This is a genomic window from Acinetobacter sp. UBA1297 (assembly GCF_002307755.1).
GTDB classification, from domain to species: Bacteria; Pseudomonadota; Gammaproteobacteria; order Pseudomonadales; family Moraxellaceae; genus Acinetobacter; species Acinetobacter radioresistens.
The window spans coordinates 1-233 of sequence record NZ_DBUF01000006.1 but is presented as its reverse complement, the minus strand read 5'-3'; the positions used below and the strand labels follow the sequence as shown (position 1 = coordinate 233).

The window sequence follows — 233 nt, the reverse complement described above, 5'->3', positions numbered from 1 at the left end:
GCCTGTGCTTCATTATTAGCTGAAGCAGGAGCTAATGTGATGATAGCTGATCTGAATTTAGAGGCTGCTCAACAGACTGCTGAGTACATTAAAGAACAGACAGGAGGTGATATACGCAGTATCGCATGTAATATTCTCAAGGATAGTGAGCTAGTAGGAGCCGTTGAAAGCACATTAGAAGCATTTGGGCATATCCATATACTGGTCAATAATGCTGGCGGAGGCGGAGGCGG

The 233-nt window shown here is 45.1% G+C and carries 1 protein-coding gene; it reads left to right on the top strand.

The window, feature by feature from the left end:
* Window positions 1-39 precede the first annotated feature (39 nt).
* Window positions 40-233, top strand: a 194-nt coding sequence (locus B3R63_RS01595; RefSeq protein ID WP_286728126.1) for an SDR family NAD(P)-dependent oxidoreductase, incomplete at its 3' end; no start/stop codon positions are given.